Genomic DNA, 25,444 nt, shown 5'->3' with positions numbered 1-25,444 from the left:
TAAGCTTAGGCTTAGCTTTAGCCTAGCAGGCCGGTGTTGAGACGGTAAAGCTGAATGAGAAGCCGGTCGCTGTCTTCGGTGATTGATAAATCCTGTAAGCTCCCATAAGCGGGTACTTTGCAGGGCAGTTTCTGGGAATAAGCCAGCTCCTCAAACTCCTCATAATGGGGTTGATGCATACCTGTTCGGTGCCAGTTGGTGAATAAAGCCCGCAGCTTGGTGACAAACTCGTCCTCCGGCAGGTCGCGCAGGCGCACGGGCACAGTTTGGCGCAGGGGGCGACTGGTTTCGGCGCGGTCTTCACGAGCGGTTTCCTGCTCAATCATCAGCAGAAGCAGAAAAGCCAACACTTGCTGCGCCTCATCGAACGGAAACGGCGGCAGCCGAGTGGTACTTCGCGCGGCGGCCAGCAGATTATCGGTCCCATCGACGGCCAGTGCTAAGGCCGGCCTGGACTTGGGTTTAGCCGTGCTGTGGGCCAGCGCGTGCAGTAGGTTGTGCTGAAGACGGGCCTTGGAGGCTAACCGCTTCACCTGGCGCGGAATCGGCAGCATCTGCCCGATAGGTCCGGCAAAAGCTCGTAGCAGCAGCCCCAGCAGCGGCGCGTCGTGCTCCGAGCGGTCGGGTAGCAGCAGCTTCACTTGCTGGTCGCGCCAGCCTACCCAGGCAAACCGGGCCAGCAGCCCGATTCCCACTAGCGACAAGACGGGCAGCAGCCACCCGAACTGCGCCCGGAGGCGGTCGGGCAAGGCGCGAACGGGTGGGATGGTGGGGGGCTTTTTGGTTGTAGCAGGAGGAGGCGTTGCGTCTGTGGCTGATTTGGTAGAGCCTGCCTCTGCCCCAGGAGTGTTTGCTGCCGTGGCTTCAGTGGGTGTTGCTTGCGCTACGTTGCCTGCCTCGTCGGGCCCGTTTCGCTGCGTATGTAAGGCACTCACTAGTTCGGTGTGGCGTCGTTCTTCGGTAGCTTGCAACTGTTGTTTTTCCTGCCTGGCTGTCGTTTTTGAGTCGGCCTCTTTTTTAACAATGGATTTGGCCTCGTCTTCCAGATGAGCATAGAAGAGCGCGACCAGCAGGTAGGCGGCAAGCAAGCCAAGCACGGCGCGCAGCGGCAGGGGAAAAAGCTTATTCATGCGGGCTGAGGCGAGGCGGATAGAGTAGGTGCAGCAAGTGCTGGCTCACGCGTGGTCTCAGGAACAGGCTCTTCTGCGCCAAATAGCAGTCGGGCTACTTGCTCGGGGCCACACTGAGCCAGGGTCGGCATTGGCACTACCAAGTCAATCATCTTCTCGAGGTAGCGGGCGGCGTGGCGGCGGGCTTCGGCGGGCGCGGCCAGGCGCTGGTCGTGGTCGAGGGCGTCGGCCAGGGTACGCACGACCTCGGGTACATGCATGCCGAGCACAAAATAGAGGCGAGCCACTCGCTCGGGGGTTGAATTGGCGTGTGCATCCTCCTGGCCAGCGGCTTTGTCGGCGGCTTCTTGCTGGGCCCGCGCCTCCCGGCTGACTTCCACCAGAAAATTCAGGCTTTCGAGCAGCTCCAGCACCCGCGGGCCGGGAATCCGGTCCACGTCATCTACAAAAAACACGATGCGTAACCCGGTAGGCGCGTACCGGAGCACGTCGCTGAACTCGCGCCGGTATTTGTCGCGGAAGCCCGTATCAGCCTGCGCGGCAGCCTGCTCGAACTGGCGCATGGGCAACAGTTCGGTAATGGTGTTGCCGTGGGTGCGCATCCATTGCAGCGCCCCCAGCAACGTGCCCACCCAGGCCAGCACTGTACCCCAGATAGTAAGGCTGGAGCTGCCACTTTCCGGCTTGTCGGTGCCCGCTAGTTGCAGGAGCGCGGAGGTCTCACTTAATAAGTTGAAGGGGGCCAGCATCCAGCCTAATCCGTGGTTAGCAAACCACAGATTGAGGGCGCGGGCCGGCGTTACCAGGTTTAGGTGGAGGGGCGGGGCCTGAAGCAGTACGCCTACCAGGTACAGCAGAACCGGTCCTAGCAGAAACAGCACCAGCCCCACCCGCCAAGCCTGCCAGAAGCTTAGCTCGCGCAGGCGTCCTTTGCGTAAGCTACGGCGGTAAGAGCCGTCGTCGCAGGCCCGCAGCAGCTCCCGCAGAAACGCGCCGAGCAGGTGCTGCCCGCTCTGGTAGTGCCACACATTGATCCAGACGTCGCGGAAGGGTGCCCGATCCTGCTCCTGACACAGCATCTTGCGAATCTGGAGCATCACTGAGCTTTTGCCCGAGCCCCAGTTTCCGGATATTACTACCGAGTAGGGCGCCCCGGTGGCCGCGTTGCGTAGCAGCCCGGCTATGGCCTGCGCCACCGCTCCAAAGCCGAGTGTATCGGCGGCGCTCGGCAAATCATCTTTGCCCACCACGGCAGCCAGCAAATCGGGGCCCGCGTCGGGGATGGTTTCGCGCAGGCGGCGACGACGGCGCAATAGCCGCACGATTTGCCAAACCCAGGCCAAGGTGAGTAGCAGCAGGGCCGCGGTTAGCGCAGCTAGCAGCCAGCCTGGAACAAACTTATCACGGAGCAGAACAGGAAACATCGGCAGACCAGCACAAGCTGAAGGTTAGTTTTTCTTCTTATAATTTCGGGCGGCCTGTTGTTTGGTTTGCGTGTTCAGGCTGTCTGTGCGGCGGTTGGGCGACGTCTGCTGAGACATGGGAGCTTTCTCGAAAACATCATTTTCAGGCTTGGGGGAAGCTTTGGGAGGTTTTTCGTTTGGGTCTGCGGTTCCGCTTGACGGTATCGGACTCTCACCGCCATTGCCAATCTTAGGAGCGCCTTTTTCAAACCCTTGGTCTCCCTTTGAAATGGCTGTCGGGGGATAACCATCCTTACCAAACCTGCCGTCACTGCCTTTTATGTTGCCTCTGCCCTTCTGATTCGCCCCCCGGCAACCGCTGACGCTGCTTGTTTCTGACTTGAAGGCTTTCGTCCGGCAGCTAACGAAGTTTTAGCAGGTGCTTTAGTTGAGGTTTTAGGAGGCGAGGTGACCCAGTCGTCCTTATTCTTATCTACGAAAGGCGGCGGGGCCGCGAGAAGTGACTTAAAATATGCATCTGCCGCCGCTATTGCTTCTGTCAGCTGAGGCCCGACGGCCATTCGTTGCAGCTGGTCACCGTTTGGCGTGCGGGTGAGCAGTAAGGCGCTATCCAGGCGGCCGGGCTGCCAGAAAGCCAGGGTTATAGCCTGTACGCCGGGGCCAAACAGCGAAACAGGTAAGGAAACGTAGGCATCGGCGGTAGCAGACGTATTGCCAGTCGATGGGCGCTGCCGCCAATAAACGGCCTCACCGTTGTAAGTAGTAAGCAAAAGCCCGCCACTGTTTTCCTCAAAAGCTATCGTAGCTACCGAGTCCGTGATTTTGGAGTAATTCCATATTGTCTCCGCCGCAATAGTGATGCGGGCGGCTCGACCCGAATCAAAGCTTAACTCCCGAATCGTTCTGTCCGAAACCACTACAAAGCTTCCCCGGCCGGGCCAGTAGCCTGTGAGCCTGCCCTGCGCCGAATCCGCCCGCCAGCTTTGGCCGTCGTTCGTGGTCGTCCAGATTCTGTTGTCATTTCCTACTGCCACTGCTCTGCGCCCCCGTGGGTCTACCGCCACCGACCGCAAAGTGGTGCCGTTTACATCGGTGAGCTGTTGGTCTTGCCCTTCAGTGGGAGCATCAAATACGTTCTCCACGGTTCGCACCCAGCCCGAATCACCCACAATTAACCCTTTGCCGGGAGCGCCCCAACCGAGCGCTAGTGCCCTGGCCCGGCTGCGGGGTACACCCAGGTCGCGTACCTGCCAGGTGTGGCCTTGGTCGGCACTGAGCAGCACCTTAGCTCTGTCGGCGGTATCAGTCAGCACCCAGACCCAGGTTCTATTGTCGGCGTCCTGCGCGGTGCCGGCCTGCCAAAAGAAGTAGCCGCTGGTTGAGGCCGATGCCTGCGTCGTCAGCCGCTCGCGTGGCCCCCAGCGCCAGAGCACCAAACCCAACACCAGTAGCATCGGCCCCGCCCACAGCCACCGGCGCAGCTGGCGGCCGGCGGCGGCGTAGTCATGTCGCAGAGTTTCGGGGTCAGGGCCACCTGGGGGGCTTTTTTGGCTATTGGAGTCCGTGGCAGTAGGGCGTTCGGCAAAGCTGCCAGACGGTCCAGGGCGCTCCGGCCGCACTACGCTAGCCTTACGCGATGATTGGTTTCCTGCCCGTTCTGCCATCACAACTACTTAAAAAAAGTCTGTTGCCGCTGCTCTACAAACCCTAAAATGCTTTTGCTCCTTAACCACGACTTGGCTTTAGGTAAAGTATAGATCGGAATGATTAATCACGCTGGAGCAAGCAAACGCAGTTGGGAAGGCAAGCACGGCGTTTAACTCCTGTAGTCTCAGTGGTTCGCAGAATTCGGAATAACGTGGGCAAGTAAGGATAGCTCATTTCCGAACTTGCTGTTGCGAAGCCAATGACTGATTTTTAATAAGAAGCGCGCCTTCAGTTCAAGCAAAACACCTTTATGCAATGGTATGAACTGGCTATTGCAGTAATCATAATGGCTAGCCAAGCGCTCCTGCCGGTAAGCTACTACATCAGGAAGAGCAGGCTTTGAAGGTGATTATTCCGAAGCCGCATAAGGTCAGGGCTTCAAAACAAGCCCCACAAGGATAGATAAAAGCACCGCAAAAACTCTTGTTGCTTGCTTGTATAGGTACTAAATAAAATTAAATAGTCAAATAAAAAATTGAAATATTAATACAAAATACAAATATGTAAGATCACCTGCTTGCTCATCAGGCAGCAGTTAATAAAGAAGCAAAAAAGCCCCCCAGGCGCCGCTAATCAAAGCGTGTGGCACCTGGGGGCTTTCTTGATAGAAATTATCTCCTCCGAAATAAAATAAAAAAGGCTGCACCCACCCAGATGCAGCCTTCCAATTAAGAACGTACCCACCCAGATACGTCCCGGTACTTCCCTTCCCACTATAATTCCCCAATCAGCTGTAGAAGGAGGGCTCGAACCTCCACAGAGTAGTTAGCCGGCCGCCGGACCAGTTTTTCCCGAATCTCTACCCCCGAGAGAGGAGGGCATGTCTACCAATTCCATCATCCTACAAGATGCTCAACCACCTTTCGTGTTTGATTATGACAAATGTAGCAGAAGCTTCCGAAAAGTAAAAATATGGTAAGCTTTATCAATAAAATTTACACTATTTTTAATAAATGACTACTTTTGTTGCGATCCAATAAATGAAAGCCCGCAAAAATGGCCCGTGATTACGAACTTGACGATGTAGACCGCAAAATTCTCGCTCTACTCATTGCTGACGCGAAAATGCCCTACACTGAAATTGCTCGCAAAGTCCATGTGTCCGGTGGCACGGTGCACGTGCGCATGTCCCGCATGGAAGAGCTGGGCATTGTGCTGGGTTCCACGCTGCGCGTTGATTATCAGAAGCTAGGCTATGGTGTAAGCGCTTTTCTGGGGATTTATCTGACCAAAAGCTCCGTGTCGGATAGCGTAGCGAAGCTGCTCAGTAAGATTCCCGAGGTCATTAGTATTCACTACACCACCGGCAACTATGGCTTCTTTGCCCGCATCGTGTGCCGTGATACCCAGCACCTGCGCGACGTGCTCCACGACCAGGTTCAGCTCATCGAGGGCATCGAGCGAACCGAAACGCTTATCTCTCTGGAGGAGAACTTAAACCGTTCTATTCAGTTGCTCTGAGTTCAGTTGAAGCCTTACGCGTGATAGTCAATCTGCCCACCGCTATGGCGTTTGCTGCGGCCGTCAGCTTCACGCCCGACTTTATCTTTTTCGACAACTCGCTTCCGCCCCAAGCGCCGCCCACCGAAGCTCACGCCAGCAACCCTGACGCAAGCTTTTACGTGTTGATAGAAGCTAAGAGTAATAAAAAAGCCCCCCAGAGTGATCTGGGGGGCTTTTTTCAATATAATAAAGTGAAGCTTTAAGCTGCCGTTACTTGCGCGTCCAGCTTTTGGGCCAATACGTGCTTCGGCACGGCACCTACTTGCTTATCTACGATCTGGCCGTTCTTGAACACAAGCAGCGTAGGAATGCTGCGAATGCCAAACTTGGCGGAGGTTTGCGGATTAGAATCAACGTCTACTTTGCCGATAATAACGCGACCTTCGTACTCGCCGGCCAGCTCCTCCACTACGGGGCCTACCATGCGGCACGGACCGCACCACTCGGCCCAGAAATCCACGAGCACGGGCTTATCGGAGTTGATTATTTCTTCAAAATTGGAATCGGTGATTTCAATTGCTTTGTGTCCCATGATAGTAGGGGTTGAATGGTGTAGTATCTGAGTGCTTACGAACAAACGGGCCGCAAGGTAGCAGATTGCAGTTCAACAAGCCGCACGACTTAAAGTTCAACTTATCAAAGAAGCCAATAGTTTGTCAAATTTCGTGGAGCCTCTAATTCCTAAATCAGTTGACAAGCATCCATTTCCAGCTCCCGCATCTTGTCAATAAACGCCTTGGGCTCAATCTGAAAGCGGCGAGAGAACATGTCTACGGCTAGCTGCTCATGCGGCTCAGCGAATTGAATCTCGAGGCGCTTTTTGCCGGGAGCGGCGTGAATGGCTTCTTCTAGGCGGTCGATCATAGGGCCGGTGACGGTGCGCAGATCCAGGCGGACGCGGACGCCTTTGCTCATCTTTTCGGCGACGTCGGCCAGGGGCTGCATCGAGATAATGCGCAGGTCCCACTGGTCCTGGGTGTGGCGGCGCAGCTCCTGCTTGAGGCGCACGTACATGGGCGGCACCTGCTCGTTGGGATAATTGCGGGGATTGATGAGGGGGCAAATTTGGTGTAGTCGTCGCGGAATAGCGCGGGGCTGATGCTCGTTTCGTAGTCCTCCAGGGTGAAAGTGCAGAAGGGCTGGCCCATTTTCGTGGTCTTGAACAAGACGTTGTTGATGAGACCAGCCACGGCGATTTCCTTGTTCTTGTGGTTGTCAATCACGTCGAGGCCGCAGGTGCAGTAGGCGTCCAGCTCCAGCTTGTAGCTATCCAGCGGGTGACCAGAGAGGTAGAAACCCACCACTTCCTTCGCGGCGTAGCTGCTCGGTTTTGCTCCAGGGCTCCATGTCGTGCATCTTGGGCAGCGGCGCGGCCACTGCCCCAAACGCTGACGCGCCGAACAGGCTGTGCTGGCTACTTTCCTTGGCGGCGGCGTGCTGCTGGCCCAGCTTCATGGCCTTTTCGATGAGGGGCTGGTCGCCGGCCGGAGCGTCGAGGTACAAACGGCGGTGCTTACCAAAGTCATCGAATGCGCCGGCCTGGGCCAGACTTTCGAAGGTCTTCTTATTTACGGTGCGCAGGTTCACGCGCTTGGCAAAGTCGAAAATGTCGGAGTAAGGGCCGCCTTTTTCCCGCTCTTCCACCATGCTTTCCACGGCCAGCTCGCCCGCGCCCTTCACGGCGGCCATCCCGAAGCGAATGGCTCCTTCCTGGTTTACGTTGAACTTCAGCAAGCTCTCGTTCACGTCGGGGCCGAGCACGGCCAAGCCCTGCTTGCGGGCTTCCTCAATGAAGAAAGTCACCTTCTTGATGTCGCCCATGTTGTTGGTAAGCACGGCGGCCATGTACTCGGCGGGGTAGTTGGCCTTCAGATAACCCGTCTGGTAGGCCACCACGGAGTAGGCGGCAGAGTGCGAGCGATTGAATCCATACTCAGCAAATTTCTCCATCACGTCGAAGACTTCGTTGGCCTTCTTCGCGGCAATCTTGTGCAGGTCGGCAGCGCCCTTGGTGAACTTCTCGCGCTCCAAGGCCATCTTTTTCATGTCCTTTTTGCCCATGGCGCGGCGCAAAAGGTCGGCCCCGCCGAGGGAGTAGCCGGCCAGAATCTGGGCCGTCTGCATAATCTGCTCCTGGTACACCATAATGCCTTGGCTATACTCCAGGATGGGCCGCAGCAGCTCGTGCGGGTAAACCACTTCCTCGCGGCCGTGCTTGCGGTTGATAAAGTTCGGGATGAACTGCATCGGGCCGGGCCGGTACAGGGCATTCATGGCAATTAGGTCCTCAATGTTGGTCGGCTTCAAGTCCTTGAGGTACTGACGCATACCTTCCGATTCAAACTGAAACGTGCCAATAGTATCGCCACGCTGGTAGAGAGCGTAGGTCTTCTCGTCGTCGAGCGGAATGTCGTCGATGTCGATTTTGATGCCGTGGTTTTTCTCAATCAACCGCAGGGCATCCACAATGATGGTCAGGGTTTTGAGGCCCAGAAAGTCCATCTTCAGCATACCCGCCGACTCAATCACCTTGCCGTCGAACTGGGTGATGAGCAGCTCCGATTCCTTGGAGGTCGCGACCGGAATGTACTTCGTGATGTCGTCGGGCGCGATAATGATGCCGGCGGCGTGAATGCCCGTGTTGCGCACCGAGCCTTCGAGCTGGGTGGCCAGGCGCAGAATCTGACCGCGCAGGTTGTCGGGGCTCTCGTCGCGCCGAATCATGTCCAGCTCCTGGTTTTCGGCGAAGGCTTTGGTCAGGGTGGTGCCTACCTGCTCGGGCACCATCTTGGTGAGGTCGTTGGTCTGAGGCAGGGCCAGCTCCATAGCGCGGGCCACGTCCTTGATGCTGGACTTGGCGGCCATGGTGCCGAAGGTGATAATCTGAGCCACCTGCGTCTTGCCGTACTTATTCACCACGTAGTCAATGACTTTCTGACGATTTACGTCGTCGAAGTCAATGTCAATATCGGGCATGGACACGCGCTCTGGGTTCAGAAAACGCTCGAACAGCAGGGAATACTTGATGGGGTCAATGTTGGTGATACCCACACAATAAGCCACCGCCGAGCCCGCCGCCGAGCCCCGGCCCGGCCCCACCGCCACGCCCACTGAGCGGCCATGGTTGATGAAGTCCTGGGTAATAAGGAAGTAGCCTGCAAACCCCATCGTCTGGATGATGCGCAGCTCGTAGTCCAGCCGCTCCTCAATCTCCGGTGTGCGAACGGAATAGCGCGGCTTGGCACCCTCGAAAGCGCCTTTGTAAGTAAGGTGGCGCAGAAAGTCGTCGGCGTTGGCGAACTGCGGAGGCAGCGGGAAATTAGGCAGCAGAATGTCGCGCTGGAGCTTGGGGGGCGTTATTTTATCAACAATCTCGTTGGTATTGTCTACGCTCTCCGGCACGTCCTTGAACAGCTCGTTCATTTGCGCCTGCGTCTTGAAGAAGAACTGATCGTTGGCGAAGCCGAAGCGGGTGTGAGGCTTGGGTTTCTGGAGTTCTTCATCAATACGGCGCAGCTGCTTCTGGGCTTTTTCGTCGCGGCTGTGGTCACGGCGCAGGTTGTCGAGCAGGTCGTACTTCACCTCGCCCTTACCGGTCATCAACGTGTAATACTGGGTTTGAATGTCGCCGACCGGGTTGCTGTGCTCCTCGCCGGTGTTCACGCACAGCAGCAGGTCGTGGGCCGCATAGTCCGTCTGGTCCACGTAGTGCGAGTCGTTGGTGCAGATGACCTTGACGCCGTGCTTCTGGGCGAAGCCGAGTAGCACCTGATTCACGTCTTCCTGGCTTTTGCCGGTGCCATCGAAGTTCATGAGCCCGTGCCGCTGAATTTCGATGTAGTAGTCCTCACCAAACAAATCCAGCCACCACTTCAGCTTTTCCTCGGCCTCCGCTTCCGATTTAAACAGGATAGTCTGGGGAATCTCGGCCCCGATGCAGCAGCTGGTCGCAATCAGGCCCTCGTGGTACTGCTCCAGCAACTCGCGGTCTATGCGCGGGAACTTGGAGTACACTCCCTCGATGAAGCTCATTGAGCACAGCTTGCTCAGGTTGTGGTAGCCAGCCTGGTCTTTGGCCAGCAGCAGCTGGTGAAAGCGCTTGTCCTTTTCGCCTTTCTCTTTGCTGAAGGTCTTCTTGTGGCGGTCTTCGACCAAGTAAAACTCGCAGCCCACGATGGGCTTCACGTTGTACTTGTTAGCCTCGGCCACGAAATTAAAAGCCCCGAACATGTTGCCGTGGTCGGTGAGGGCTACAGCGGGCATGCCGTCTTCCTGCGCCTTTTTCATGAGTTTGCCAATGCTGGCCTGACCATCGAGCAGGGAGTATTGGGTATGGCAGTGAAGGTGGGAAAACGTAGGCATGGCAAGTATTTTAAGCGGACAAGTAATTAGTAAAGATACCCAGACCCGGTCGGAGTTGGAAGCTAAAAGAGCCGCGAAGCTGATAATCAGCGACATAAAAATGCCCCCCAGCTAACCCCACTACTGGTTCCCAGCGTATAGATTCTAGACTTGTTCCTAAATAGCTTCTTTTCGTTTAACAAGATGCCAGTTCCAGATTCCGCAAGCCAGCGCCAGCAGGCGGTCGTTGAAGCTGGCGGACTTATTGCGGCAGGTTTGGGCCACGCAACCCAGGCGTTTAGCTCCGCTGATGGCGTGTTCAACCTTAACGCGGCGGCGGGCGTGGGCGGCATTTTCAGTTCGTTGGGTGTCGGTCAGGGCCGCATCCGGGCGTTTTTTACTGCGCCGGGGCTTGCGGTGGGGCAAGCTTTCCGCGGGCAGCTCGTAGTCAGCGACGAGGCCCAGGTAGCCCAAATCGGCCAGCAGTTCGAAAAGGTCGAGCAAGCCCAGGTTGATATCAAACTCGTTTTTAAGCGCTTGGTAGTCGTGGGTCGCCCCGCAGGTAGTGGGTCCCAGGTAGTGAATGTAGCGGGCCGGGTCGGCAATGAGCGTATTTTTACGGGTCAGTCTTTTTTACCCGAGTAGTCGGCGGCCCGGTCCACCACGGCCCGCGGGCGGTGCTGGGGGCGCTCGGTGGCATCAAGCAGCAGCACGGGTATCTCGGCGAAGACCTGTTGCATCTGGGCCAGCGAGTCGATGGTGCGGGCCGGCAGTACGCCCCGTGTGCGCAAGGTGCGTTCCAGCGCTTTGGCCAATCGGTGCGCGTGTTCGCAGGCTTTAGAGCGGGGCAAGCCAAAGCTGGCGGCTAGCACGTCGAAGGTGGGGTAAGTTTTGAGGTAGTACAGAATGAACAATAGCTTTTGCTGCGGACTGGTTAACACGCCCTTACGCCCACCGCCAGCCTTCCGTTTGCGCGGGCGCTGGTCGGTAAAGCGGGCATCCGCTTCTTGTTGGCAGCCGACCGCAAACGGCTCGGCCAGCGCACAAAAGGCCGCCACATCTAGCCCCGTCAAGGCCCGCATCTGCCGGTCATCGGTTATCGTATTCACGTCTAGCATCCCCAAAAATACTATTTGGGAACAAGTCTTCTAACTAAACCGCCGTTAAGCGTGTTGGCATAGCTAACTTGCTTCCTCGGAACGAAACTCCGTATTTGAACTGGATACCTGACACCTATCAACAACTATGAAATCACTACCCGCCGTCCTCACCGACCCGGTTTATCAAAAGCCCGCTGCCTACTCGTGGCTGGAAACGCAGTTATTGAAGGTTTGCCAGGATGAGCGTGACCTGCCGTTTGCGCGGCTGCTTTTTAATATTAGCCTCACCCTTATTCCGCTGGCCATTCTGCTCTATATCCCGGGCCTGCCGAATTGGATATGGTGGTCAGCGGCGGTGCTGTATCATTTTTTGAACAACATCACCTTTAAGGGTCCTTTCGGGCTGATGCTGCACTGTGTTTGTCACCGGCCGCTGTTTAAAAAGGAGCACGACTGGCTGAACATGGGTATTCCGTGGGCAATTGGGCCGCTGTTTGGGCAGACGCCGGAGACGTACTATACCCACCACATGGGCATGCACCACGCCGAGAACAACATGCCCGAGGACACCAGCTCCACCATGAGCTACCAGCGCGACTCGCTGGGGGGCTTTTTGCAGTACCTGGGCGACTTTGTTAGCGTCGGTATTTTTCGGCTGCTGTCTTATTTCAAGCGAAGGAATAAGAAGAAGTTCCTTTTTAAATCGATTCGCGGGGAGGTGGCTTTTTTCGCGTGGTGCATCGGCCTGAGCTTCGTGAACTTCCCGGCTACGTTCGCAGTGTTTATTCTGCCCTTCATCATCTCGCGGGTCGTTATGATGCTTGGCAACTGGACGCAGCACGCCTTCGTGAACTCCATCGACCCAGCCAACGCTTACCACAATAGCGTAACGTGCCTGAATACCAAGTACAACCATAAGTGCTGGAACGACGGCTACCACACCAGCCACCACGTACGGCCCGCCCTGCACTGGACGGAGCACCCCAACCATTTCCTGAAAACGCTGCCCAAATACGTTCAGAACGACGCCATCGTGTTTGAAGGCATCCATTGGCTGCACCTTTTTGCCTGGCTCATGACCAAGCGCTATGACCTGATGGCCAAGCACTTTGTGAACGTCGGCGACCGGTATAAGAGCGACGAGGATATTATCGAGATGCTAAAATCGCGGACAGTTCGCTTCGTTGAGCCCGAGCTGGCTTACGCCAAGTAACTCCCGCTTGGATGTCGTTGCGATGTAGCGCGAGCTTTCAGTTCGCGTATCGTTGAACGACCTAGGGGCATTTTGCAATGACGTGTTCAACTAAACAACGACACGCGAAGCGGAAGCTTCGCGCTACATCGCAACGACACCCAATCCCTGAGATTTAAAACTAGGACTTACGCAAAGCGGAGGGTAGGGTGAGCCAGTTGACGGCGCAGATAGTTGTCCAGTAGGCCCTGCTTGAGCTGATAGACGGTGGTTTTGGTCTGGTAGGCCAGGCGTTTGAGACAGGCCCAGGTGCGCAGGGCCAGGGCAATATGATTGCGCTGGCTGCGGGCCAGCCGGCACTGGCAGGCTTGCAGGCCGGTAAGCTGCTTGGCTTCGCGGTGAAACTGCTCAATCAGCCAGCGGACGTTGCTTTCTTGCTCGGCAGCGGCCGTGTCCTCTTGTTCCAACTCGTTGGTGAGGAGGTAGTCCGTCCGGTGGGTAGACACCCGTACGCGGAAGAGTTTCAGCTTCGAGTCCTTGGGCATGCCTTTTACTTGCAGTAGTTTGCCGTGGGCCACGTCCTGGGCCGACCAGCTCAGCAGCGCTATGGATTGATAGGGCTGCTGGCCGCCCGAGTCATCGACTAAGCGGTTGCTTTTGAGCGGGCAGTAAAACTGCTTCTGCGCCGTGATAAGCCACTTGAACAGGGCCGTGGTGGCATACCAGTTGTCCATCAGGACGGTGCGGTAGGGCACTTGCCGTACCCGCAGTTGGGTGAGCATGTCCAGCACGTGGGCGTGTTTATCTTTGCCATCCACGTCGGGGGCGAACAGGCGGTAGTCGAGCAGCCAGAACTGGTCGGTGTCGGGATTGACGTACACGCAGCTGACCAGACCGATGCCTTGGATCAGCCCGTGGGCATTGCCCGAGTACTGGCGGCGAACCAGCTCAATTTTGTGGCTATGCGACTTGTCGAGCACCGTATCATCGAAGAGCACATAGCCGCGCGGGCTGCCCACGAACTCGCCCTGCAGCTGCTGCCAGAGCTGGCGCGGCGTAAAACGGCGGGTTTTGAGGAAGTATTGCACGTTGTCGTGCGTGAGGCCGGCCAAGTGCTCGGCCAGGTAGGTGCCGGTGTAGTTCACCTGACTGCTGAGCAGAAACTGCCCGTAGAGCTGCGCCGTGACTTTCATGCTTTAAGATACTCAAATCCCCCTTTTGCGTAAGTCCTAAAAACGACAAAAAAGGACGGCTCAGCGCCGTCCTTTTTTGTTGCAATGAGCTTTGCAAGGGCCTACTTCGTGGCGCGAATAGTCAGGACTTCACCGGGCCGGACGTTGAAATCGGGCTTGCCATTCCACTCCATAATCTGCTTGATGGTGACACCATACTTCCGGGAAATGGCGTACATCGACTCGCCGGCGGCCACCGTGTGGCGTATGGGGCCAGTGGTAGCAGCAGGCGCGGGCGTTACTGCTGTTGCTGGCGTCGGCGTTGGCCGGGGCGCGGCTGGGCTGGGCGTGGCTGGCGCAGTCGGCTTTGGTGCGGGTGCAGCCGCAGAAGGCACCACGCGTAGTACCTGACCCAGGCTTAAAGCAGCGCTGGGGGGCAAATTATTCCATGCCGCCAAGTCAGCGGGGCGCAGACCGTAGCGCCGGGCAACGCTATACAGCGACTCACTTTTTTGCACGATATGCTGACCACTGGCCGGTATATCCAACACCTCAGTGGCTTCGGTAACTACTGGGCTTGCTGGGGCAGGACGGGGTGAAGGTGCAGTTGTGGCCGGAGTCGATTTTGCGGGCGCCGATTTTGCCGGCGCTGTTTTGGAGGAAGCAGGCAAATCGCGTAGCACCACCTGACCAGGGTTTTTTACCACGGGCTCAGCAGCGTTGGCCGTATCGGCAGTAGATGTGCGCGTCGTGTCTTGTGCCTGGCTGGGGGGCAAATTCTGGCTGGAAGTCTGAACTGTGTCGGCAGTAGCCGTAGCGGCTTTTACAGAAGGAGTTATCTGAAGTTTTCCTCGGCTCGTATCAGGCGCAGCCACCGTGGGTGGTGTGGGGGGCAAATCCACTTCTTCGTTTGTCACAGGAGCTGTGGTAGGCGCCGGTGTGGCAGCCGCAACTACTATACTATCTGCTTGTGGCTCCTCTATGATGTCGGTTTGCTCGACGGGCTCTGTTGGAGTGGACTCAACCGGTGTCTTCGCTTTAGGCGTAAGGATGCGACGTGGATTAGCCGGCGCAGGTTGCGGCGCGGCTGTGGAGGCAGTAGCGCCTGCGCCGCGCACGGGCCGCTCGAAGGCGGCTAGCGCACGCTTATCCTGGCTATCCACGTACTCCACGGCTACTTCGCGCGGACGAGTAAACTGCAGCCAAAGCATCCGGCCGGGTCGCAGCTCCTCATTGCGCCGCATGCGGTTTTTGGCCAAAATAGCCCGAGTACGCATCCCGTATTTCTGCCCTACAGTAGTCACTGTTTCGCCCGGCTGAGCTACGTGGTATTGCACCGACGACTTATCCCGCTTTTTCTGCACAAAATAAGGCTGCCCCACCACCACGTTATCAAAGGCATACAAATCGTTGTACTGCATGAAGCGCCGCATCTTCAAATTAGCCCGACGCGCCAGACTTTCCTTGGTATCGCCGGGCAGGGCTACAATGGCGCGCAGGCCGTTGATACGCACGAAATCAGCGTTTTCGGGATCTATATCGGGCTGGGTGAGGAGCTGGCCGGCCGTGGCGGTGCGCTGATTAGCGAGCAAGGCGGTGCGCTGCAGCTCGTCCGTGATGGGCACCAGCACGGTATAAGCTTTGCCCGCCGGCACGGCGCTACCAGGCAGGAGCCAATGGTTGTGGCGAGCCAGCTCGGCGGGGTCAGTTTGCAGCGTTTGCGCTAAAGAGGCGAGCTGCTGGCCGGGCTGCACCGGAAACTCCTGCAGCAGCATCGGCGGCTGCGGATTCTGGCCTACGGCGGGTTCGTAGGCTACTTTATGCGCTAAAAAGGTAAGAATGTAGGGATGCGTTTTTTCGGAAATCTCCATTTCCGTCGCGCCTACATCGGTGGGTAGGGTGTAGGGCTTGGTGCCCGTCAGGCCCAGATTGTAGCTGAGCAGCGTATTCACCCAGTTATGAAAAGTGGCATTATTGCGCCTCAAATAAGCCGCCGCGCCGCGCGAGGAGGCCACAATGTGCTTGCGCTCGTCCACGGTACCATCTACCTGTACGCCCAGCTCCGTCGCCGACTCGCGCTTGAATTGCCAGTAGCCCACGGCGTCGTGAATGGATTGGGCTTCACCCTGTAAACCGCTTTCCTGCAACGCCAGGTAGCGAAAATCAAGCGGAATGCCCTCAGCCTGAAACGTGCGGTCAATCAGCGGAAAATAGGCATCGGCCAAGTCGACGCGGGCCTGAAAGGAAGGCTGATAGCGACGCAGAGCGTCTACTTTTTGCTGCACGGCCTCCCGTCCGCGCGGGGTGAGGCGCAGACGCATGCCACCAAAAGCAAGCTCAGAAGGCACCGTTACGCTTTGGGCACCAGCCAGCAGGGGCAGCAGCCACAAGAGCAGCAGAAGTATTCTTTTATTCATCAGATAAGTAGAGTACACGATCAGTAACGCTCAGCCAAGGAGTTTATCTTACAAAGAAGGCAAATCTGTTGCGAAATTATGTCCTGAGCCCTCTTCAGGTCTGCTTTAGAAGCCTACTACAAGGCACAGAAAAGCCCCCCGGTAGTCAATGGCTACCGGGGGACTTTTTAATTAAGTAGAGCTAGCGCGGCGAGCCGTCGCCGCGGCGTTCCGGCCGCTCACCCGCACCACCTGTGCTGCTCAGGCCACTGCCGCTGCGCAGGTTGTAGGTAAACATGACCATAAAATAGCGCTGCAAGATGTCCGTGCGGGTATCTTCTATATACGCTTCCGTGACGTTGCGCTGAATACTGCGGTTCTGGCCCAGCAAATCGAAGGCGTAGAGACGAATTTCGCCGCGCTGCTTCGCGAATATCTTTTTGCCGATGCTGGCATTCCAGAGCGCGTATTGCTGGTTGAAGCCTGCCGCCAGGCCACCGTTGTAGCGGTGCGTAACGTCGGTTTGCAGGGTGAAGCCGTTGCCCACAATCCAGTTGAAGCGCAGCTGACTATTTTGGGTGAAGTAGTTGGTGTTGAGTTGCGTGCGGGCCGTGTTGCGGGCCCGGCTGAAGTTGGAGTTAGACGAAACCGTAAAGTCCAGCCGCTCGCTGATGTTGCTGCTTACTACCGCGCCCAGGCCCAGCGTGGGCGTCTGGGAGTAGTTGATTACATCATTGATCAGGCCGGGCGTGCGGCTGTAGCCGGCCGTAGCGTTCAGGTTCAGATTAGACTTGATAAAGCCCACCGGCAGCCCGTAGCTCAGCACGCCACGAAAGTTGTACTGCTGCCCCAAGTTGATGGGCCGCGTTAATTGCCCCCCAGCGGGCAAGCGCACCACGCCGCCATTCAGCGCCAGGTCTGTGTCTTCGATGGCAATGAAAGTGCTGTTGGTGATATAGTTATCCGTAAAATTGCCGAGCAGCAGCGCGAAGAACGTAGTCGACTTCTCGGGTTTTGCGGCCGAGTAGCGGATGGTGGCCGAGTGCTGGGTTTGCTGCTCCAGCGTCGGGTTGCCGGTCGTGAGCTGCAAAGGATTCGCATTGTTCACTACTTCCTGCAGCTGACCAATGGAGGGTGGAGGCGTGTTGGAGCGGTAGTTAAAGCGCAGATTTTTCTCCCGCGAGAAGTTGTAGCGCAGCATAGCGTTGGGCAGGAAATTATAAAACGAGCGGTTCAGGCTGGTAGTCAGCGGAAACTCCTGGTCGCTGCGCAAGTCAGCTTTCTGGCCTGCGGCCCCAATCATCACCTGCAAGTCTTTGGTTTGGTGGCGAAAGCTGACGCCCACGCCCTGCGTGAGGTAGGTGTTGGTAAAGACGTTGCTCAACGCCGGGTTCAGCTCGGCGTATTCGCCGATGTCATCCACAAAATCGAAGGTGCGCTTGTCCGAGTTATTGGGCGTGTAGGCCAGCGTATAGTTGAACTGGAGCAGGTCCTGCTTGCTCAGCGGCTCGGTGTACTCCAGGCGCGTACCCAAATTCCAGCCGGTCTGATCTAAGGTCGAAAACTGATTGAGCGAATCGGTTTCTGAGAGCGTACGCAGGTTATTGTCGCCTTGCTTCTGGTTGTAATTGACGGTAGCATTGGCCGACATCGTGCGCCCCGGCTTATTGAAGCGGTGACGGTAGAGCAGGTCATTGTTGGAATTGAGGCCTGTAAGGGCGGAGCGGTAGTCGCTAAGTACGTTGCTGTTGCTTATGCCATCGGCGGCCGTAAAGCCATTGAGGTTGCTGTTGCCTCTGTTTTGCTGCAACGACAGGCGCGGCCGGAAAAGGATCGAATTAGCCGAGTCTATTTTGTGCTCCAGGCGCAGATTGAAGCGGTGGTTGATGTTGCGGCTCGTCGCCAGCGAATTTTCTGAATACGTTTGGTTCGCACCACCGTCGGAGAGAGCGAATTGGCGAAACAGGTTGGTGTTGGCCTGGTTCTCCGATAAATTGAAGAAATAGCTGCCCGTCACTTCGGTTTTCTTGTTCCACACGTCGGAGTAGTTCAGGCCGATGGCGTGGGTGGTGGAGATGCCACCGCTGGAACTCACCAGAAAGTCGCCGGCATTGTTGCCGCCACCTCCGCCACCGGGGCGTCCGCCGCCGCCGCCACCTCGTGGCCCGCCGCCACCACGGGGCGCACCGCCGCCTTGGCGGGAACTGCTAGTCACACCCAGCAAATCGTCGGTGGCGAAGTTCTGCTCGTTGATGTTATTCGATTGGGCCACAACCGACAAGCGCCGGTCGCCCTCAAAGGAGTTGTAGTTGCCGCTCACGCGGTAGCGCTCCGGCCCGGCGCCGGCCACAAAACGTCCAAACTGCCCCGTTTTAAACTCAGGCTTGGTCACGATGTTGATGGTTTTTTCGGTGTTGCCGTCATTGAAGCCCGAAAACTGTGACTGCTCGCTCTGCCGGTCCAGCACCTGAATTTTATCAATCATCTCGGCCGGAATGTTCTTCAGCACCGCGTCGGGGTCGTCGCCGAAGAAGGGCTTGCCATCCACCAGCACGCGTTGCACATTCTCGCCCTGGGCCTGCACCCGGCCGTCCTGCACGCTTACGCCCGGCATTTTGGTAATGAGGTCCTGGGCGTTGGCGTCGGGGTTGGTTTTGTAAGCGCGGGCGTTGAACTCGGCCGTGTCGCCGCGCTGCACGGCGGCTGCGGCGCGGCCGGTTACTTCCACCTCACCCAGCTTAATTTGATTGGAACCAAGCAAAATGCCCCCCAGCACCACCGGCGCGCCCGCTACGGTGAGGGGGCGGCGCTGCGTTTGGTAGCTGACAAAAGAAATGGTGAGCAGATATCGGCCCGGCGCTACCTCAGTGAAGGAAAAATTGCCCCCCGGATCAGTGGCCACGCCTTGTTTGGCCGAGTCCGGGAGGTGGATGAGCAGCACGTTGGCACCCGGCAGCCCCGATTGGTCGGTGGCATCCAGCACGCGGCCGCTGACGGTTTGATTTTGAGCGAAAACGTTGGTCGCGGTAAAAGTCAGCCAGAAGCCGAGCAGCAGGCGTAGCGCTTTTCTCATAATCGATAGATCAGGGGTAATGCGGACGTAGATGCCTGGAAGGGGAGAAAGTTTAATCCAAATCGCGGATTTTGCAGATTAATCGGATTCCACGGATTTTGGTGACGACTCCTTATAACTTAAAAAAAGCCGTCAAATTAAGTCTGGGGGGCTTTTTGGTGAAATAAATGGTACCCGATGATCTAGTCAGGCATGGTCTTCACCAAAATCCGTGGAATCCGACTAATCTGCAAAATCCGCGATTTGGATTAAACTTTCCGCAATAACAACAAGCCGTCGCGCAGGGGCAGGAACACGTTTTCTACGCGCGGGTCGGCCTGCATCTTGGCGTTGAAGGCCCGAACGGCATGGGTGTCTTTATCGGCGGGCTTCACGGCATAGGAGGGCAGGACTTTGTCGCCCCACAGCACGTTGTCGATGAGCAAAAAGCCCCCCGGCCGCACTTGGTCAATTATTAGCTCGAAGTAGGCGTCGTTGTTGATTTTATCGGCGTCGATGAACACCAGATCCCAGGTTTCGGGGAGCGTGGGCAGCACGACGCGGGCGTCGCCGATGTGTAGGTGAATACGCTCGGTGAGGTCGGCGGCAGCCACGTATCGGCGGATGCGGGTTTCCAGCTCCGGGTTTTGCTCAACGGTGTGTAGCTCGCCATTAGGCGTGAGGCCTTCGGCCAGACAAAGGGCAGAGTAGCCCGTGAACGTGCCAATTTCCAGGATGCGCCGCGGCCGGACCATGTGGCTGATCATGCTCAGCAAGCGTCCCTGCAAGTGCCCCGACAGCATGCGCGGAGCCAACACCTGCACGTGAGTTTCGCGATTGAGGCGGCGCAATAGCTCCGCCTCGGGTGTGGTGTGGGCCTCGGCGTACTGGTGGCGTTCATCGTCGGGGGTCACGATTGGGGCTGCTTATCGATGAATTTGTGGGCAATTTCACGTTTCATGGCGCGAGCGGCGCGGGCTTGCTCAGAAGGCTGAAAATAGCGCCACATAACAGCCGACGTAATTATCAGTGCCAAGCTAAAGGCGCTGATGCTCGTCACGATAGATGCCACCAACAACCCCCGTCCATAGTTATCATGAATAAACAAAAACAGCAGCCAGAAGACCGTTGTCAGAACGCCGCTAATAGTCCAGAACAAGCGCTGAATTTTGCTGGTGGCTTTCACTAAGCGAGAATGTGTTGGCAACTTCCAGACAAACCAGGCAATAGCCAGCAGGCCAACCACCGAAGAAATATATTGTAGCCACCGGTACAGCGTGAACGGCCCTACCCACATCTCTAACTCCTTGATGCCAACTGAGATAATCGTATCGCTGTGCGTAAACGCATCCCAGAACACATGCGACAAGCTTCCTATTAGAATGGCCAGCACCATTCGGCCCCTCCAAAGGTTTCGTAAAGGCCAAGGCCGTTCAGCCAGCCAGCTTAGCCGTGCCCGAAGAAATAAAGGGAGGCAACGAACTAAGGGTCGTTTTACTAAGCCATGAAATAACCCAGCTATTAACAGGCTCACGGGTAAATTAAACCAAAGCATACCCAGCCAGGTGTGCCCATAGGAGCCGTAAGCCTGCAGGCGCAAGAAGTATTCAAAATCGGGAGCCATTGTGCCCAATACCAGCCCTGACATGGATAACCAGCGGCGGGTTTTGAAAAGCAATGGCAATACAATAGCCGGATGCGAAAGAGTAAAGGGCATTGTAGCGAAAAGTAGTTATCTAACTAAAAGCACAGCGATATAGCGTACTTAAATACTAGCTGATGAGTTGGCAGCTGCCTAAACGGATGCTATTTTTTCCAGTCTGAATCGCCAGATGGTAAAACCTGATTTCCCCGTTTCCTGCCAGTGCGCCGTGATGCGGTACAATCCATCGTAACGGTAGAAAAAAAGCCCCCCAGCGCCCTGAATACGACGTATCACACGTACGGGCTGGCCAGTGGTTTGGCTGCGGACTAATTCAAGGTTGGCACCAGTCAGGGTTTGATCCGTCACTTGTTGGCCCGATGAACTGCTGCGCCCGCCCTGGCCCGTGTAGAGGATGACGTGGCCCAGGTCCACGTCATCCTCGTATCCTTCGGCTACTACAATGGACTCAGCGCCTACGCCGGTCCTGGCTCCGATGCCAGCGCGCGTAGGCCGGTGCACGCCGGAGGCGCTCAGCTCCAGCCGATTCAGAAATTCGTACCCTTCCCGAATGCCGGTAACCGCTCCGAAAGTGACAGGCTGCTGCGCCATTGTAGGGCTTTACTCCGGCACGTACTGGAGCACGCTCAGATTGTCTTCGCGCAGCACATCGTTGGCCAGCTCACTCAGCTCAGCGGCCGTGATAGCGCGGATACGGTCAAAAATCTCAGTGAGCGGCTCCACCCGGCCAATATCGAGGGTGCTTTTGCCGAGGAGCTGCATCAGGCCGCTGTTGCTTTCCTCCGACATGGCCAGCTGACCCATCAGCTGCTCTTTGGCCGTGTGCAGTTGCAGGGAGCCCAGCGGCTTTTCGCGCAGGGTTTTCAATTCTTTCTGCACCAGTGCCACGGTGCGCTTCACTTGTTTTTTCTCCGTACCGAAATAAATGCCGAACATACCCGTGTCGGTGTAGGGCGAGTAAGTGGCGTCGATGGTGTACACCAGGCCGTATTTTTCGCGCACTCCTAAGTTCAGGCGCGAGTTCATGCCCGGACCGCCCAGAATGTTGGTCAGCATAAAAAACGGAATGCGACGCGGGTCTTCAATGGCATACGCCGGGCCCCCAATCAGGCAGTGGGCCTGGGTGATGGGCTTGCGCTCCAGCTGCTCCATGCGCTGGTAAGAGGAGAAAGGCGTGCGCGGCCGTGCACCCAGACGGGCGGGCAGCGGAGCCAGATATTTCTCGGCCAGGCGCTTTACTTCCGTAAAGGGCAGGTTGCTCACCGAGCTAAACACAAGCCGGTCGGTGCGGATATTATCGGCCAGAAACTGGCGGAAATCCTGTTGTTGAAAGCCTGAGACACTCTGGCGCGTGCCCAGAATGTTGTGCCCCAGGGCATGATTACCGAATATCACGGCGTCGAAGTCGTCGATAATGGCGTCCTCGGGGGCGTCGTGGTACATGGCCATTTCCTCCAGAATCACGCCGCGCTCCTTCTCAATCTCGCGCTCCGGGAATACGGAGTGAAAGGTAAGGTCGGTGAGCAGCTCGAAGGCGCGCTCGAAGTGCGTGCTAAGCAGCGAAGCGTAAAAGCAGATTTTTTCCTTTGTGGTATACGCGTTCAATTCGCCCCCCACGGTTTCGAGGCGGTTGAGAATATGGAAGGAGCGACGCTTTTCGGTGCCTTTAAACGCCATGTGCTCCCAAAAATGGGCTAGACCTAATTGGTGCAGGTCCTCGTCGCGCGAGCCAATGTCGAGCAGGAAGCCGCAATGCGCGATTTTGGTGTGTAGTACTTGTTTGTGCAGTACGCGGATGCCATTGGGCAGCTCGTGCAAATCGTAATCGGCCATGTAATACGGGCTTGGAGTCTTGAAAACAGCAGAGGGCAACATGGCTAAACGCAGCCACCATTTTGCTCCCTGACCAGTAATAACCAGCTAGTGGCTTGACAGGTTTCCTTCTGTTTTTTGGGATGCTGGAAAGGGCGCAAAGGTACAAAAAAGCCCCCCACGACGGGACCTATTAACCTTAGTGCTGGGCCGAAGCCCAGGCTTCGGCCTCGGTCAGTGCATCGATAAGCTGCTGGGTTTGGATGCCGCGGGCACAGTAAAAATGGCCCAGAGGGCATTGTTTATACCCGTGCAAACCGCAGGGCTGACACTCCAATTGTTCTTCTAGCTGCACTACCCGCGAAAACGGACTAAGCGGCCCGAAGCCAAAAAACGGTACCGTAGAACAAAAGACAGCGCACGTAGGAGCCCCCATCGCGGAGCACAGGTGCAGAGGCGCCGAGTCGTTCACGTAATTCAGCACTGCTCCGCGCATCAGCGCCGCCGATGCCAGCAGGGGAAGCTGACCCGCGAGATTTACAACGCCGGCCCGACCGCTTTCCTGGCGCAGCCGCTCGCACACGGCGCTGTCGGAGGGAGCGCCTAGCAGGTACACACTATAATGAGGTGGTAGCGCCCGGAGCAGCTTCAGCCATTGCTCCTCCGGAAACTGCTTCGTAAACCACACCGACGTGGGCGCAATGCAGACATACGGATTGCCGCTAACGTACGGGGCGACCGTGGCTTCATCGGCGGGCGTGGGAAAAAGGCGGGGCGGCGTAAGCGAGGCTTCGGTTTCGGGGTAAAGCAGGTGCAGGTTGCGCGTTACCTCGTGAATTCCCTGGCCCATGAGGTGGGGCGTGACGTGCGTAAACGCAAATGAAAGCGGGTTTTTGTCGAAGCCAATGCGCTTGGGAGCCCCCGAAAATGCGGTCAGAAAGCCCGTGGAGGCAAAGCGCTGCAAGTTGATAACCCGCTCGTAGTCGCCGGCCCGAATCGTGCGCAGCAAGCGCCACAGGTCGCGGTACTTATAGTTTTTCTTGTCCCAGATCAGCACATCGCGCACGTGGGGGTGCTGCTCTATCAGGGCCTCGTTGCCCTTGCGAACCAAGAAATCGACGGGCGTATTCGGCTCCGTCTGGCGCAGGCGTTCCAGCAAGGCCGTGGCCAGAATAACATCGCCAATAAAAGCGGTTTGAATGAGCAGAATGGCGCGGCGCGGGTGCGACTTGGGCGGCATCAGAAACGAAAAGGAGCGAACAGAGCGGGGGGCGAAAATACCCAAGCTACCATAGGATACAAGGTTATAGCACACCCAAGTCGCCCATATTTTTGATTTTAGGATAATAACACCAACTGGCCTGCTTAAAGTGCAGGTAAATTAAACCGTTGGGATGTAGCGCGAACTTTTAGTTCGCGTATCGTTGCGGTTGTTGTTAAAATGCCCTCAGCTGTCATCGTTCAACGATACGCGAACTAAAAGTTCGCGCTACATCTGTAAAGCTGCCTTCGTGCATTCTCTTAACTTGCAACCGCCTTGCTCTTCCTTTCAACCCTAGCCTGTCCTATGCGTTACGGACCCATCGATCCTCAGCTTTTTATTGAAAACCGCCGCAATTTCGTTCAGCAGCTGCTTCCGGCGTCGTTAGCCATTTTTCACGCCAACGACACCATGCCCACCAATGCGGACGGCACCATGGCTTTTCGGCAGAATAATGATTTGTTCTACTTCTCCAGCGTCGATCAGGAGGAGAGTATCCTGCTGTTATTCCCTGATGCCAAGCTTCCCCAGCACCGCGAAATCCTGTTTTTGAAGGAAACCAGCGAGCATATTCTCATTTGGGAAGGCTATAAGCTGACGAAGGACGAAGCTCGCACGAACTCTGGTATTCGCACTATCCTGTGGCTCGATAGCTTCCAGCAGGTGCTGCACGCCCTGATGAATGAGGCCGAGAATGTATACCTCAATACCAATGAGCACATCCGGGCCGTGGTGGAAGTAGAAACCCGCGACGCACGCTTTATCAAGGAGATTCGGGCAAAACACCCGCTGCATCAGTACCGCCGCGCCGCGCCGCTGCTGCACCAGCTGCGGGCCATCAAGAGTCAGGAGGAAATCCGGCTGATGCGCGAGGCGGCGAATATTACGGAAAAGGCGTTTCGCCGTTTGCTGGGCTTCGTGAAGCCCGGCGTATGGGAATATGAGATTGAGGCCGAGATTCTGCACGAGTTTGTGCGCAACCGCTCACGCGGGCCGGCTTACGGCAGTATTATCGCCTCGGGTGCCAGCGCCTGCATTCTGCACTACGTGAGCAATGACCGCCAATGTCAGGATGGCGACGTGCTGCTGCTCGACTTTGGGGCCGAATTTGGCAACTACGCCGCCGACCTATCACGCAGCATTCCCGTAAATGGCACCTTCACAAAGCGCCAGCGTGATGTGTATGAAGCGGTGCTAGCTGTTATGAAGTTTGCCACTTCGCACCTTGTAGCTGGCAACAATATAGAAGACTATCACGCCGCCGTAGGCCAGCAGATGGAGCAGGAGCTAATCAAGCTGGACTTGCTCAACGAAGCGGACGTTCGTAACCAAGACCCGGCCGCGCCGCTTTATAAAAAATACTTCATGCACGGCACCTCACATTACTTAGGGCTTGATGTGCACGATGTGGGGGGCAAATACCGCACGTTTGAGCCGGGCATGGTGTACACCTGCGAGCCGGGTATCTACATTCGGGAAGAGGGCCTAGGCATCCGGCTGGAGAATGATGTTCTCATCACCCGCAGCCAGCCCGAGGACTTAATGGCTTCCATCCCGCTTGAGGTAGAGGATATTGAGCACCTCATGGCCCGGTAAGTAGTCGATAGTAGGCTCCAGTCAGGCTCAAAAAAGGGGCGCTCCACCAAGGAGCGCCCCTTTTTTGAGCCTAAATAGACAAGGAAAACTAGTTT

The 25,444-nt window shown here is 56.7% G+C and carries 20 protein-coding genes; 4 read left to right on the top strand and 16 right to left on the bottom strand.

The window, feature by feature from the left end; translation table 11 throughout:
- Positions 1-17: 17 nt before the first annotated feature.
- The 3 genes from MKZ35_RS12000 to MKZ35_RS11990 all read right to left on the bottom strand — a co-directional run bounded on the left by MKZ35_RS12000 (position 18) and on the right by MKZ35_RS11990 (position 4,218).
- On the bottom strand, positions 18-1,130 hold the full coding sequence (locus MKZ35_RS12000) for a hypothetical protein (protein WP_482513517.1): 1,113 nt from the start codon (positions 1,128-1,130) through the stop codon (positions 18-20).
- Positions 1,127-2,554 (bottom strand): P-loop NTPase fold protein, encoded by a 1,428-nt coding sequence (locus tag MKZ35_RS11995; RefSeq protein WP_482513516.1) that lies wholly within the window; start codon positions 2,552-2,554, stop codon positions 1,127-1,129. Before MKZ35_RS11995 ends, MKZ35_RS12000 begins: the two co-directional genes overlap by 4 nt.
- Before the next feature lie 317 nt (positions 2,555-2,871).
- Positions 2,872-4,218 carry a beta propeller repeat protein gene (locus tag MKZ35_RS11990; RefSeq protein ID WP_482513515.1) on the bottom strand — a complete coding sequence of 449 codons (1,347 nt, stop codon included), beginning with the start codon at positions 4,216-4,218 and terminating at the stop codon, positions 2,872-2,874.
- A gap of 1,039 nt (positions 4,219-5,257) precedes the next feature.
- Here MKZ35_RS11990 and MKZ35_RS11985 point away from each other — a divergent pair.
- Together MKZ35_RS11985 and MKZ35_RS11980 are read left to right on the top strand one after the other, a co-directional pair.
- Positions 5,258-5,722: an Lrp/AsnC ligand binding domain-containing protein gene (locus MKZ35_RS11985; RefSeq protein ID WP_482513514.1), complete on the top strand. Its 465-nt coding sequence runs from the start codon at positions 5,258-5,260 to the stop codon at positions 5,720-5,722.
- A 44-nt stretch (positions 5,723-5,766) separates the two neighbouring features.
- A complete protein-coding gene (locus MKZ35_RS11980; protein WP_482513513.1) occupies positions 5,767-5,967 on the top strand; it encodes a hypothetical protein in 201 nt (66 codons plus the stop codon).
- Here MKZ35_RS11980 and trxA read toward each other — a convergent pair.
- The 5 genes from trxA to MKZ35_RS11955 form a co-directional block, all read right to left on the bottom strand.
- Complete coding sequence (gene trxA / locus MKZ35_RS11975; protein WP_482513512.1) at positions 5,964-6,296, bottom strand: thioredoxin; 333 nt, start codon at positions 6,294-6,296, stop codon at positions 5,964-5,966. The genes MKZ35_RS11980 and trxA overlap by 4 nt on opposite strands.
- Before the next feature lie 149 nt (positions 6,297-6,445).
- On the bottom strand, positions 6,446-6,787 hold the full coding sequence (locus MKZ35_RS11970) for a hypothetical protein (protein ID WP_482513511.1): 342 nt from the start codon (positions 6,785-6,787) through the stop codon (positions 6,446-6,448).
- 243 nt (positions 6,788-7,030) lie between these two features.
- Positions 7,031-10,126: a DNA polymerase III subunit alpha gene (locus MKZ35_RS11965; protein WP_482513510.1), complete on the bottom strand. Its 3,096-nt coding sequence runs from the start codon at positions 10,124-10,126 to the stop codon at positions 7,031-7,033.
- Between the two features lie 156 nt (positions 10,127-10,282).
- Complete coding sequence (locus MKZ35_RS11960) at positions 10,283-10,681, bottom strand: transposase family protein (RefSeq protein WP_482514741.1); 399 nt, start codon at positions 10,679-10,681, stop codon at positions 10,283-10,285.
- Between the two features lie 47 nt (positions 10,682-10,728).
- On the bottom strand, positions 10,729-11,214 hold the full coding sequence (locus MKZ35_RS11955) for a helix-turn-helix domain-containing protein (RefSeq protein WP_482511885.1): 486 nt from the start codon (positions 11,212-11,214) through the stop codon (positions 10,729-10,731).
- 136 nt (positions 11,215-11,350) lie between these two features.
- On the opposite strand from MKZ35_RS11955, the gene MKZ35_RS11950 reads away from it, so the two are divergent.
- Positions 11,351-12,418 carry a fatty acid desaturase family protein gene (locus MKZ35_RS11950; protein WP_482513509.1) on the top strand — a complete coding sequence of 356 codons (1,068 nt, stop codon included), beginning with the start codon at positions 11,351-11,353 and terminating at the stop codon, positions 12,416-12,418.
- A gap of 167 nt (positions 12,419-12,585) precedes the next feature.
- On the opposite strand, the gene MKZ35_RS11945 is transcribed toward MKZ35_RS11950, so the two are convergent.
- The 8 genes from MKZ35_RS11945 to MKZ35_RS11910 all read right to left on the bottom strand — a co-directional run bounded on the left by MKZ35_RS11945 (position 12,586) and on the right by MKZ35_RS11910 (position 23,777).
- Positions 12,586-13,590, bottom strand: coding sequence for an IS701 family transposase (locus tag MKZ35_RS11945; protein WP_482513508.1), 1,005 nt, complete (start codon positions 13,588-13,590; stop codon positions 12,586-12,588).
- A gap of 101 nt (positions 13,591-13,691) precedes the next feature.
- Positions 13,692-15,986, bottom strand: coding sequence for a LysM peptidoglycan-binding domain-containing protein (locus MKZ35_RS11940; protein WP_482513507.1), 2,295 nt, complete (start codon positions 15,984-15,986; stop codon positions 13,692-13,694).
- Between the two features lie 181 nt (positions 15,987-16,167).
- Positions 16,168-19,038, bottom strand: coding sequence for an outer membrane beta-barrel protein (locus tag MKZ35_RS11935; protein ID WP_482513506.1), 2,871 nt, complete (start codon positions 19,036-19,038; stop codon positions 16,168-16,170).
- A gap of 248 nt (positions 19,039-19,286) precedes the next feature.
- Positions 19,287-19,934, bottom strand: coding sequence for an O-methyltransferase (locus tag MKZ35_RS11930; RefSeq protein WP_482514740.1), 648 nt, complete (start codon positions 19,932-19,934; stop codon positions 19,287-19,289).
- Complete coding sequence (locus tag MKZ35_RS11925) at positions 19,928-20,734, bottom strand: DUF4184 family protein (protein WP_482513505.1); 807 nt, start codon at positions 20,732-20,734, stop codon at positions 19,928-19,930. Before MKZ35_RS11925 ends, MKZ35_RS11930 begins: the two co-directional genes overlap by 7 nt.
- 78 nt (positions 20,735-20,812) lie before the next feature.
- The gene (locus MKZ35_RS11920) at positions 20,813-21,271 is read right to left on the bottom strand and encodes a YDG/SRA domain-containing protein (protein WP_482513504.1); all 459 of its coding nucleotides are present in this window, start codon (positions 21,269-21,271) and stop codon (positions 20,813-20,815) included.
- A gap of 9 nt (positions 21,272-21,280) precedes the next feature.
- A complete protein-coding gene (locus tag MKZ35_RS11915; protein ID WP_482514739.1) occupies positions 21,281-22,513 on the bottom strand; it encodes a M16 family metallopeptidase in 1,233 nt (410 codons plus the stop codon).
- A gap of 178 nt (positions 22,514-22,691) precedes the next feature.
- Positions 22,692-23,777 carry a glycosyltransferase family 9 protein gene (locus MKZ35_RS11910; RefSeq protein WP_482513503.1) on the bottom strand — a complete coding sequence of 362 codons (1,086 nt, stop codon included), beginning with the start codon at positions 23,775-23,777 and terminating at the stop codon, positions 22,692-22,694.
- Between the two features lie 282 nt (positions 23,778-24,059).
- Here MKZ35_RS11910 and MKZ35_RS11905 point away from each other — a divergent pair, with 282 nt between their 5' ends.
- Entirely contained in the window at positions 24,060-25,349 is a 1,290-nt protein-coding gene (locus tag MKZ35_RS11905) for an aminopeptidase P N-terminal domain-containing protein (protein ID WP_482513502.1), read from the top strand.
- Positions 25,350-25,444 lie beyond the last annotated feature (95 nt).

Source organism: Hymenobacter sp. R533113, assembly GCF_056835965.1.
Note: the sequence above shows the minus strand (reverse complement) of the source record. Positions and strands in the feature narration are given on the sequence as shown.

Excerpts from the sequence above, each read along its gene's own strand:
- trxA (WP_482513512.1), bottom strand. The coding sequence starts at position 6,296 with ATGGGACACAAAGCAATTGAAATCACCGATTCCAATTTTGAAGAAATA.
- MKZ35_RS11950 (WP_482513509.1), top strand. The coding sequence starts at position 11,351 with ATGAAATCACTACCCGCCGTCCTCACCGACCCGGTTTATCAAAAGCCC.
- MKZ35_RS12000 (WP_482513517.1), bottom strand. The coding sequence starts at position 1,130 with ATGAATAAGCTTTTTCCCCTGCCGCTGCGCGCCGTGCTTGGCTTGCTT.
- MKZ35_RS11915 (WP_482514739.1), bottom strand. The coding sequence starts at position 22,513 with ATGGCCGATTACGATTTGCACGAGCTGCCCAATGGCATCCGCGTACTG.
- MKZ35_RS11905 (WP_482513502.1), top strand. The coding sequence starts at position 24,060 with ATGCGTTACGGACCCATCGATCCTCAGCTTTTTATTGAAAACCGCCGC.
- MKZ35_RS11920 (WP_482513504.1), bottom strand. The coding sequence starts at position 21,271 with ATGGCGCAGCAGCCTGTCACTTTCGGAGCGGTTACCGGCATTCGGGAA.
- MKZ35_RS11935 (WP_482513506.1), bottom strand. The coding sequence starts at position 19,038 with ATGAGAAAAGCGCTACGCCTGCTGCTCGGCTTCTGGCTGACTTTTACC.
- MKZ35_RS11985 (WP_482513514.1), top strand. The coding sequence starts at position 5,258 with ATGGCCCGTGATTACGAACTTGACGATGTAGACCGCAAAATTCTCGCT.
- MKZ35_RS11965 (WP_482513510.1), bottom strand. The coding sequence starts at position 10,126 with ATGCCTACGTTTTCCCACCTTCACTGCCATACCCAATACTCCCTGCTC.
- MKZ35_RS11940 (WP_482513507.1), bottom strand. The coding sequence starts at position 15,986 with ATGAATAAAAGAATACTTCTGCTGCTCTTGTGGCTGCTGCCCCTGCTG.
- MKZ35_RS11925 (WP_482513505.1), bottom strand. The coding sequence starts at position 20,734 with ATGCCCTTTACTCTTTCGCATCCGGCTATTGTATTGCCATTGCTTTTC.
- MKZ35_RS11980 (WP_482513513.1), top strand. The coding sequence starts at position 5,767 with ATGGCGTTTGCTGCGGCCGTCAGCTTCACGCCCGACTTTATCTTTTTC.
- MKZ35_RS11990 (WP_482513515.1), bottom strand. The coding sequence starts at position 4,218 with ATGGCAGAACGGGCAGGAAACCAATCATCGCGTAAGGCTAGCGTAGTG.
- MKZ35_RS11945 (WP_482513508.1), bottom strand. The coding sequence starts at position 13,590 with ATGAAAGTCACGGCGCAGCTCTACGGGCAGTTTCTGCTCAGCAGTCAG.
- MKZ35_RS11995 (WP_482513516.1), bottom strand. The coding sequence starts at position 2,554 with ATGTTTCCTGTTCTGCTCCGTGATAAGTTTGTTCCAGGCTGGCTGCTA.